The organism is Tardiphaga sp. (assembly GCF_025356345.1).
Taxonomy (GTDB): Bacteria; Pseudomonadota; Alphaproteobacteria; order Rhizobiales; family Xanthobacteraceae; genus Tardiphaga.
In genome coordinates this window covers 1-8,537 of record NZ_JANXTC010000319.1, presented here as the reverse complement: position 1 = coordinate 8,537, position 8,537 = coordinate 1, and the positions used below count along the sequence as shown (strand labels likewise).

At 62.4% G+C, this 8,537-nt stretch carries 8 protein-coding genes and 1 pseudogene; 5 read left to right on the top strand and 4 right to left on the bottom strand.

Going from position 1 to position 8,537, the window contains the following annotated elements:
• Both Q0S16_RS19450 and argC read left to right on the top strand, forming a co-directional pair.
• Positions 1 to 235: pseudogene (locus Q0S16_RS19450) on the top strand (FMN-binding negative transcriptional regulator); the annotation flags it as partial.
• Positions 236 to 279: 44 nt separating this feature from the next.
• Entirely contained in the window at positions 280 to 1,260 is a 981-nt protein-coding gene (argC, locus tag Q0S16_RS19445; protein ID WP_295851732.1) for an N-acetyl-gamma-glutamyl-phosphate reductase, read from the top strand.
• Positions 1,261 to 1,402: 142 nt separating this feature from the next.
• Here the strand turns inward: argC and Q0S16_RS19440 are convergent, their stop codons facing one another.
• Complete coding sequence (locus Q0S16_RS19440) at positions 1,403 to 2,443, bottom strand: glutamine synthetase beta-grasp domain-containing protein (RefSeq protein ID WP_295851729.1); 1,041 nt, start codon at positions 2,441 to 2,443, stop codon at positions 1,403 to 1,405.
• A 497-nt stretch (positions 2,444 to 2,940) separates the two neighbouring features.
• Here Q0S16_RS19440 and Q0S16_RS19435 point away from each other — a divergent pair, with 497 nt between their 5' ends.
• Positions 2,941 to 3,138, top strand: coding sequence for a DUF2735 domain-containing protein (locus tag Q0S16_RS19435; protein WP_295851725.1), 198 nt, complete (start codon positions 2,941 to 2,943; stop codon positions 3,136 to 3,138).
• Between the two features lie 131 nt (positions 3,139 to 3,269).
• Here the strand turns inward: Q0S16_RS19435 and Q0S16_RS19430 are convergent, their stop codons facing one another.
• The 3 genes from Q0S16_RS19430 to phaC form a co-directional block, all read right to left on the bottom strand.
• Positions 3,270 to 4,211, bottom strand: a complete 942-nt coding sequence (locus Q0S16_RS19430) for a glutaminase (RefSeq protein ID WP_295851713.1) — start codon at positions 4,209 to 4,211, stop codon at positions 3,270 to 3,272.
• 100 nt (positions 4,212 to 4,311) lie between these two features.
• Entirely contained in the window at positions 4,312 to 4,710 is a 399-nt protein-coding gene (locus Q0S16_RS19425; protein WP_295851707.1) for an MAPEG family protein, read from the bottom strand.
• 140 nt (positions 4,711 to 4,850) lie between these two features.
• Positions 4,851 to 6,656 (bottom strand): class I poly(R)-hydroxyalkanoic acid synthase, encoded by a 1,806-nt coding sequence (gene phaC, locus Q0S16_RS19420; RefSeq protein WP_295851703.1) that lies wholly within the window; start codon positions 6,654 to 6,656, stop codon positions 4,851 to 4,853.
• 266 nt (positions 6,657 to 6,922) lie between these two features.
• On the opposite strand from phaC, the gene Q0S16_RS19415 reads away from it, so the two are divergent.
• Both Q0S16_RS19415 and Q0S16_RS19410 read left to right on the top strand, forming a co-directional pair.
• Positions 6,923 to 7,240: a hypothetical protein gene (locus Q0S16_RS19415; protein ID WP_295851700.1), complete on the top strand. Its 318-nt coding sequence runs from the start codon at positions 6,923 to 6,925 to the stop codon at positions 7,238 to 7,240.
• A gap of 92 nt (positions 7,241 to 7,332) precedes the next feature.
• Positions 7,333 to 8,537: LL-diaminopimelate aminotransferase (locus Q0S16_RS19410; RefSeq protein ID WP_295851699.1), on the top strand; the 1,205-nt coding region annotated here is incomplete at its 3' end.

Here is an 8,537-nt window from a genome sequence, read left to right as displayed (position 1 = left end):
CGGCGCCGCCCGCGCCTGGGACGGCCGCAAGCCGATCGCCGCGGCGCTGCCGTTCGGCGTCGATTGCAGCCGCGACGGCACGCCGCGCCTGGCCTTCCATCTGGCGCGGCACAATCCGCTGGTACAACTCGCCGACGGCGCGTCGTCCTGGATGATGGCGGTCAATGGCGACTATGCCTATGTGTCCGCCGGCTGGTATGTGTCACCGGATCAGGTGCCGACCTGGCTGTACGAACCGACACAGTTGAATGATATGACGACGCTCGAAGGGACCAAGTGATGAGCAATGACATCCAGGTTGGAACGGCAGCCCTCACCGGCGGCAAGGCTGCGACGCCATCGGTGTTCGTCGACGGCGGCTCGGGTACGACGGGGCTCGGTATTCGCGAGCGGCTCGCGCGCCAAAGCGATGTGACCGTGAAGACCATCGCCGACGACAGGCGCAAGGACCCGGCGGCGAAGCGGGCACTGATGGAGGAGGTCGACCTGGTCATCCTGTGCCTGCCCGACGACGCCGCCCGGGAAACCGCGACGCTGATCGACGGCATGGGGGCTGCCGGTCCCAAGGTGCTCGATGCCTCGACCGCGTTCCGCGTCGCCCCGGACTGGACCTATGGCTTCGCCGAACTGGCGCCGGACCAGCCCGACAAGATCCGATCGGCGCGAAAGGTCTCCAATCCCGGCTGCTATCCGACCGGTGCCATCGCATTGCTGCGGCCGCTGGTCGACGCCGGCCTTGTCCCGGCGGATTTTCCCGTCAGCATCAATGCGGTGAGCGGCTATTCGGGCGGCGGCAAGTCGATGATCGAGAGTTTCGAAGCGGGCACGGCGCCAGCCTTCGAACTCTATGGCCTTGGTCTGCACCACAAGCACGTACCGGAAACGAAGCTCTACTCAAATCTGGCGCGGCGCCCGATCTTCGTGCCGTCGGTGGGCAATTTCCGCCAGGGCATGCTGGTCTCGGTGCCGCTCCACCTTGATACACTGCCTGGCAAGCCGACCGGCGCGGATTTGCACGCCGCGCTGGCGAAGCGCTACGCCGGGAGCACTAATGTGTCGGTGATGCCGCTGGACGATGTGGCGATCAGGAATGGCCGGATCGAACCGGAAGCGCTGAACGAGACCAACCGGCTCGAACTGTATGTGTTTGCGAGCGACGCGCTGGGGCAGGCGGTGCTGGTCGCGCGGCTCGACAATCTCGGCAAGGGGGCGTCGGGCGCGGCTGTGCAGAACATGCGGCTGATGCTCGGGCTGGGCTGAGGCTGCCTTTGCCCCCGATGCGACGCAGCACGAAGTGCTGCTTCGCAGAGCCGGGAAACGAGGTTCCCACGTCACCGATATCGCAATCAAAAACGGCCCGGACTTGCGTCCGGGCCGTTTCGCATTTGGCTGCTGCCCTGGCTTACGCGGCGGCGGATGCCTTGCCGGCGGTCGGGACTTCCGCGATCGTCTTCAGGATCTGCGAAGCGATGGCGTAGGGGTCACCCTGCGAGTTCGGGCGACGATCTTCCAGATAGCCCTTGTATTCGTTGTTGATGAACGAATGCGGGACGCGGATCGAGGCGCCACGATCGGCAACGCCGTAGCTGAACTTGTTCCACGGGGCGGTCTCGTGCTTGCCGGTCAGGCGCAGATGGTTGTCCGGACCGTAGACGCCGATATGGGCTTCCCAGTTCTTGCCGAACGCGGCCATCAGGGCTTCGAAATACTCCTTGCCGCCGGTCTCGCGGAGGTAGGTGGTTGAGAAGTTGGCGTGCATGCCGGATCCGTTCCAGTCGGTGTCGCCGAGCGGCTTGCAGTGATATTCGATGTCGATGCCGTACTTCTCGGTCAGGCGCTGCAGCAGGTAGCGGGCCATCCACATTTCGTCAGCGGCCTTCTTGGAGCCCTTGCCGAAGATCTGGAATTCCCACTGGCCCTTCGCCACTTCGGCGTTGATGCCTTCATGGTTGATGCCGGCGGCGAGGCAGAGGTCGAGATGCTCTTCGACGATCTCGCGCGCGATCGAGCCGACATTCTTGAAGCCGACGCCGGTGTAATAGGGGCCCTGCGGAGCGGGATAGCCGGCTTCCGGGAAGCCGAGCGGACGGCCGTCCTCGTAGAAGAAGTATTCCTGCTCGAATCCGAACCATGCGCCTTCATCGTCGAGAATGGTGGCGCGGGTGTTGGTCGGGTGCGGGGTCTTGCCGTCGGGCATCATGACTTCGCACATCACCAGCACGCCGTTTTCGCGCGCGGCATCGGGGAAAGCGCGGACCGGCTTCAGCACGCAATCGGAATTGCTGCCTTCGGCCTGCATCGTGGAGGAGCCGTCGAAGCCCCACAGCGGCAGCTGCTCGAGGGTCGGAAATTCATCGAATTCCTTGATCTGGGTTTTGCCGCGCAGGTTGGGAACCGGCGTGTAGCCGTCGAGCCAGATGTACTCGAGCTTATACTTTGTCATGCGATCTCTCATGAGTTGAACGAAGGGTGGTGAATTCCCTGAGCCTGCCGGCGGCCTACGCAATTCCGCCGCCAGCGCCGGTTCCTACAAAGCATTTAATATGCCAATTTGACGCGGTGCAATCCGGCAATAAGGAAATGCCCGATCAGGGTCTCATCCGCCGGTATGAGCGTCTGGATTCGTCGTCCCGCCGGCCAGAATCGGCAGAAAAACGCGAGATTGTTCGACAAGCAGGCCGATTTTTCTGCTCATTCGCGTGGCAGCGACGGATTTTCCGGGAACAATTGTGCCCGCCATCCACTCATAAGACGCAGGTTGCGGCATCCATCCACGATTTGAGGCTGCTCCTCAAAAGCGCACACAGCTCTCGTGCGCATATTGTTAGCATTTACTGCCTTTAATGGTGCAGACCGCACAATCGAAGTGCGGATTTTGCTACAATAAGGCCTGACGCGAACGCGCAGCAAAGCAACAAGGAGATGAAAGGAAGACCAGCGATGACGACGAACTATCCACATCAGACTGCCAAGATCTATCAGTTCCCGATTGGCGGTCGTGCCACGCCCGGCGGACTTCGCCACGACACGCGACCCGTCCGCTCGCAGGTCACGCCCGGGATCAGCCAGACCCCTTGCGGTGAGAGCTGGTACCACGAAGCGGCCATCGAGGACGCCAAGCGGACCTACGAGCACTGATGTCAGTCGCGGAATCGATACCCCGGCATCGACTGATGCACGAGACGGCAGATGCCCATGAGGGTCGAAACTTTGATGTTTCGGCCCTCTTGTTTTGATCTGGTGTTCAACCGGCTTTTGCTGAGCGCTGGTCAGACGCCGAAGATCGACCAGCCCATCCGCTTGGTCAGGGCCTCCAGCGCAACGCGGCCGAGATGCGAATTGCCGGCTTTGTCGAGGCCGGGCGACCATACCGCGATCGAGGCCTTGCCCGGCGCGATGGCCATGATGCCGCCGCCGACACCGCTCTTGCCGGGCAGGCCGACCCGATAGGCGAATTCGCCGGAACCGTCATAATGGCCGCAGGTCAGCATCAGCGCATTGATGCGCCGCGCCCGTTCCGCGGAGACGACCGACAGTCCGGTCGACGGGTTGCGGCCGGAATAGGCCAGAAACCGCCCGGCAGTGGCCAGTTGCCGGCATGTCATGGCGATGGCGCAATGGTGGAAGTAGACGCCCAGCGTGAAGTCGACCGGATTTTCGACCACGCCGAACGACTTCATGTAATTGGCCAGCGCCGTGTTGCGAAAGCCGGTGCGTTTTTCCGACGCGGCCACGGATTCGTCGATCACGATCGAGGTGTCGCCGGCGAGAAAGCGCAGGAAGCGCAGGATTTCACCGATCGCCTCGCGCGGCTGGTGGCCGGACAGGATCACGTCGGTAACGGCAATGGCGCCGGCATTGATGAACGGGTTGCGCGACACGCCGCGTTCGCGCTCGAGCTGAACGATCGAGTTGAACGGATTGCCGGAGGGCTCGCGGCCGACATGGCGCCACAGCCGGTCGCCGACCATGCCGAGCGCCAGTGTCAGCGTGAAGACCTTCGAGATGCTCTGGATCGAGAACGGTACGTCGGCATCGCCACCCGCCGCCACGTTGCCCTCGGCGTCGGTGACCACGAGGCCGAACTGGTTGGCATCAACCCCGGCGAGCTCGGGAATGTAACTGGCGACCTCGCCGCGGTCGGTCCGCGCCGCCATTTCCTCGGCGATTTCCCTAACGACGGTTTCGAGGTTCGGGAGGGGGGAGGGCATGTCAGTTCAATTTCGTTTCAACATCACGGCGTCGGGTTGCGATGCCCGGCCTGTGCCGGGCATGCGGGATAGGCGGCAAAGAGCGCCGGCCGGCGGAGGACTAGGCCAGCCGCAGGATAGCGATGGCAAGAACCGCCTGGGCGATAAAGCCGACGGTGAAAGCCAGCGTGCGAAGGATAGGTACGCCGATAGTGTAGACGGCCAGATGCGCGAGTCGCGACCAGAAATACACGGCGCAGGCCAGCACGGTGGTCGGTGTCGAGACGTCGGCTGCGTTCAGGATCAGCACCAGCGGTGCGAACACGATCAGGTTCTCGACCGCATTGTCATGCGCGAACATCAGCCGGTTGGCCCATTCGGCCTGCGGCTTGTCGGCGCGGGTGGGGTTGGCCATGGCGCCGAACAGGCCGCGCACCATGATGCGGTTCAGCACATAGGGAACCCAGAGCAGGCCGGTCAGAATGACGGTCAACGTCAGCCAGAACAATTCACGCGTCATCCGCGGTTCCTTTCAAATCAAATGTCCGCCGAAAACGCGGAGGGGTGGGGCATCTAAACACGATAGCGCCGGCGGCGAGCCGCGCGGCAGCGATTAACCATAGACAATTGGATTGGCCGCGCCAATGCAGCCTGCGACGATCAGGCGCGGACGCGCACGTAGCTGCCGGGCGCATCCTCGATGGCCGGATGCGCCTCGCTGCCGACGTGGCGGGCGGGCACCTGTTCGGCGTCGATGCTGGACAGCCATTCGCGCCAGTTCGGCCACCACGAGCCCGCATGCTCCTGCGCGCCCTGCATCCACTCGGCTAGCGTGGTGGCGTGGGTGTGGTCGTTGGTCCAGTACTGGTACTTGCCCGAGGCTGGCGGGTTGACCACGCCGGCGATATGGCCGGAGCCGGACAGCACATATTTCACCGGACCACCGAAGAATTGCGAGCCGTACAGCACGGATTCGGCAGGCGCGATATGGTCCTCGCGGGTAGCGAGATTGTAGATCGGCACCTTGACCTTCGACAGATCGAGCCTTGTGTTGTCGAGGATCATGTTCCCGGTCGACAGCTTGTTCTCGAGATAGCAGTTGCGCAGATAAAACGAATGATTGGCCGCCGGCATCCGGGTGGCGTCGGAATTCCAGTGCAGCAGGTCGAACGCCGAGGGCGGCTTGCCCTTGAGATAGTTGCTGACGACGTAGGACCAGATCAGGTCGTTGGAGCGCAACATGTTGAAGGCCATCGCCATCTTGCTGCCTTCCAGCACGCCGGAGGCCTGCATGTCCTTCTCCAGTGCTGCGATCTGGTCCTCGTCGACGAATACCATCAGGTCGCCGGCGTGGGTGAAATCGACCTGCGCCGCCAGGAACGTTGCCGAGGTCACCCGCACGCGACGCTTTTCCGCCAGCCACGCCAGGGTCGAGGCCAGCAGCGTGCCGCCGACGCAGTAGCCGATGGTGTGTACCTTCAACTCCCCGGTGACCTGCTCGATGACATCCATCGCCGCCAGCGGGCCTTCCTTCATGTAATCGTCGAAGGTCTTGTAGCCGAGACTCTTGTCGGGATTGACCCAGGAGATCACGAACACCGTGACACCCTGATCGACGCACCATTTGATGAAGGATTTTTCCGGCTTCAGATCGAGAATGTAGAATTTGTTGATCCATGGCGGCACGATCAGCAGCGGCGTGCGCAGCACGTTCTCGGTGGCTGGCTGATACTGGATCAGCTGCATCACCTCGTTCTGGAAGATCACCTTGCCGGGGGTGGTCGCCATGTTGACGCCAACCGCGAGATTGGCCGGGTCCGACTGCCGGATCCGGATCGAGCCGTGGCCGGCCTCGATGTCCTCCGCCAGCATGGTCATGCCGCGCATCAGATTGCCACCATTTGAGGCCACCGTCTCGCGCAGCACTTCTGGATTGGTCAGCACGAAGTTGGATGGGGCCATCGCATTGGTGATCTGCTGAACGTAAAATTCCGCTTTCTTGCGGGTGTGGGCGTCGAGTCCGTCGGCGTTCTTGACGAGGTCATTGGCCCATTGCGTCGTCAGCAGATAGGCCTGCATGACGAAATCGAAGAACTGGTTTGACTTCCATTCCGGATCGGCAAAGCGCTTGTCGCGCGGCGGTGGCGAGATCGTGGGTTCGGCCGCGTCGCCGACCATCCGACGCATCGCGGAGCCCCACAGGTCGAGATAGGCCTTGCCGAGATTCATCTGCAGTTCGGCCGCGCGCTTCTCGTCTGACAGCCAGTAATTGGCCACCGTGCTGAAGGTCTTGATGATCTCGGTGACCTCGTTCGGCGGCTTGTCTTTGACTTCCTCGCCCTCGCGAGGCTTTAAATAGGCCGCCAGCGCCTGGCCGCTGCTTTCCATCGCTTTGGCAAGATTGAGCGCGAAGGCCTCCGGATCGAAGGCTTTCGGGGAATTGGTCTCGACGGCCACTTCACTCATGATGCGACTACAGCTTTATTTCATGTGGGATGACGGGAAGTCCTCACGCACATTGATGATGGCACGTTTCTCGGGTTGTCACAGGATTCGATGTGTTGCACTGCGACAATTAGGTCGATGCCGGAACTTGGTTTCGTCGTATTGCGGGTCCAAGCCGACTCGATGCTCGAAGCGTTAATCGTTTTGAACGTATTTGGTTTAATTGTTGCGATGCGGCCACTGAAATTCGGGCCGATCGGTGTAAGATCAGGATCAAGCGTCAGCGTATGAGCAAGTTCGAATTCATGACCGGTTATGGCAACACAGCAGGGACGCGGGTGGCATGTCTGCTGCTGGGGCTTGCTTTGGGGCTGCCGCTGGGCGGCTGCGCCTCGACCATTGCCGACCTGCCGATGGTCGGCATGCCCGCCGGCGCGCCGGCGCGCCCGGCGCAGGCCGGTGATTATCTTCCGGTGCATGACCTGCCGACCAGCCGCGAAGGCACGGCGATGGCGCCGACCGAGCAGGCCAAGATCCAGGCCGAGCTAATCGCGGCGCGCGACCGCCAGGCCGTGGTACTGCCGGCGAAACCCGCCGGGAAGTGATCAAAAGCGTCTGTCGTGGCTGGTGTCAGCAGGCTTCCGTGATAAAAAGAAGCGATTCAACCGCATTATGAAGCGGTTCCGGAGCTGATCCCATGGAAGAATTCTATCGTATTCGCCGCCTGCCGCCTTATGTCTTCGAGCAGATCAACCGGGCCAAGGCGGCCGCGCGGAACGCCGGCGCCGACATCATCGATATGGGCATGGGCAATCCGGACCTGCCGACGCCGCCGCATGTGATTGAAAAACTCAAGGAAACCCTCGGCAAGCCACGCACCGACCGCTATTCGGCGTCCCGCGGCATTACCGGGCTGCGCAAGGCCCAGGCCGCCTATTATGCCAGGCGGTTCGGCGTGAAGCTCAATCCTGATACCCAGATCGTGGCGACGCTCGGCTCCAAAGAGGGGTTTGCCAATGTGGCGCAGGCGATCACCGCGCCGGGCGACGTGGTTCTGTGCCCCAATCCAAGCTACCCGATCCATGCGTTCGGGTTCCTGATGGCCGGCGGCGTGATCCGCTCGGTGCCGTCCGAGCCCGGCCCGGAATTTTTCGCGGCCGTCGAGCGCGCCATCATCCACTCGATCCCGAAGCCGATCGCGCTGATCGTCTGTTATCCGTCGAATCCGACGGCGCAGGTCGCCAGCCTCGATTTCTACAAGGACCTGGTCGCCTTCGCGAAAAAGCACGAGATCTACATCCTCTCGGACCTTGCCTATGCCGAGGTTTATTTCGACGACAACAACCCGCCGCCCTCGGTGCTGCAGGTGCCGGGTGCGATCGACGTCACCGTCGAGTTCACCTCGATGTCCAAGACTTTTTCGATGGCTGGCTGGCGCATGGGCTTTGCGGTCGGCAACGACCGCATCATCGCCGCGCTGGCACGGGTCAAATCCTATCTCGATTACGGGGCATTCACGCCGATCCAGGTCGCGGCTACCGCGGCGTTGAACGGGCCGGACGACTGCATCCGCGAAATGCGCGAGACCTACAAGAAGCGTCGCGACGTGATGGTGGATACGTTCGGCCGCGCCGGCTGGGACATTCCGGCGCCATCGGCGTCGATGTTTGCCTGGGCGCCGCTGCCGCCGGCGTTCAAGGAAATCGGCTCGATGCAGTTCGCCACCCTGATGGTGGAGAAATCCGGCGTGGTAGTGTCGCCGGGCGTCGCCTTTGGCGAGCATGGTGAAGGCTATGTCCGCATCGCTTTGGTCGAAAACGAGCAGCGCATCCGCCAGGCCGCGCGCGGCGTGCGCCGCTTCCTTGAAAGCGGCCTTGAAACGTTGCACAACGTGGTTCCTCT

Excerpts from the sequence above, each read along its gene's own strand:
- argC (WP_295851732.1), top strand. The coding sequence starts at position 280 with ATGAGCAATGACATCCAGGTTGGAACGGCAGCCCTCACCGGCGGCAAG.
- Q0S16_RS19440 (WP_295851729.1), bottom strand. The coding sequence starts at position 2,443 with ATGACAAAGTATAAGCTCGAGTACATCTGGCTCGACGGCTACACGCCG.
- Q0S16_RS19435 (WP_295851725.1), top strand. The coding sequence starts at position 2,941 with ATGACGACGAACTATCCACATCAGACTGCCAAGATCTATCAGTTCCCG.
- Q0S16_RS19430 (WP_295851713.1), bottom strand. The coding sequence starts at position 4,211 with ATGCCCTCCCCCCTCCCGAACCTCGAAACCGTCGTTAGGGAAATCGCC.
- Q0S16_RS19425 (WP_295851707.1), bottom strand. The coding sequence starts at position 4,710 with ATGACGCGTGAATTGTTCTGGCTGACGTTGACCGTCATTCTGACCGGC.
- phaC (WP_295851703.1), bottom strand. The coding sequence starts at position 6,656 with ATGAGTGAAGTGGCCGTCGAGACCAATTCCCCGAAAGCCTTCGATCCG.
- Q0S16_RS19415 (WP_295851700.1), top strand. The coding sequence starts at position 6,923 with ATGAGCAAGTTCGAATTCATGACCGGTTATGGCAACACAGCAGGGACG.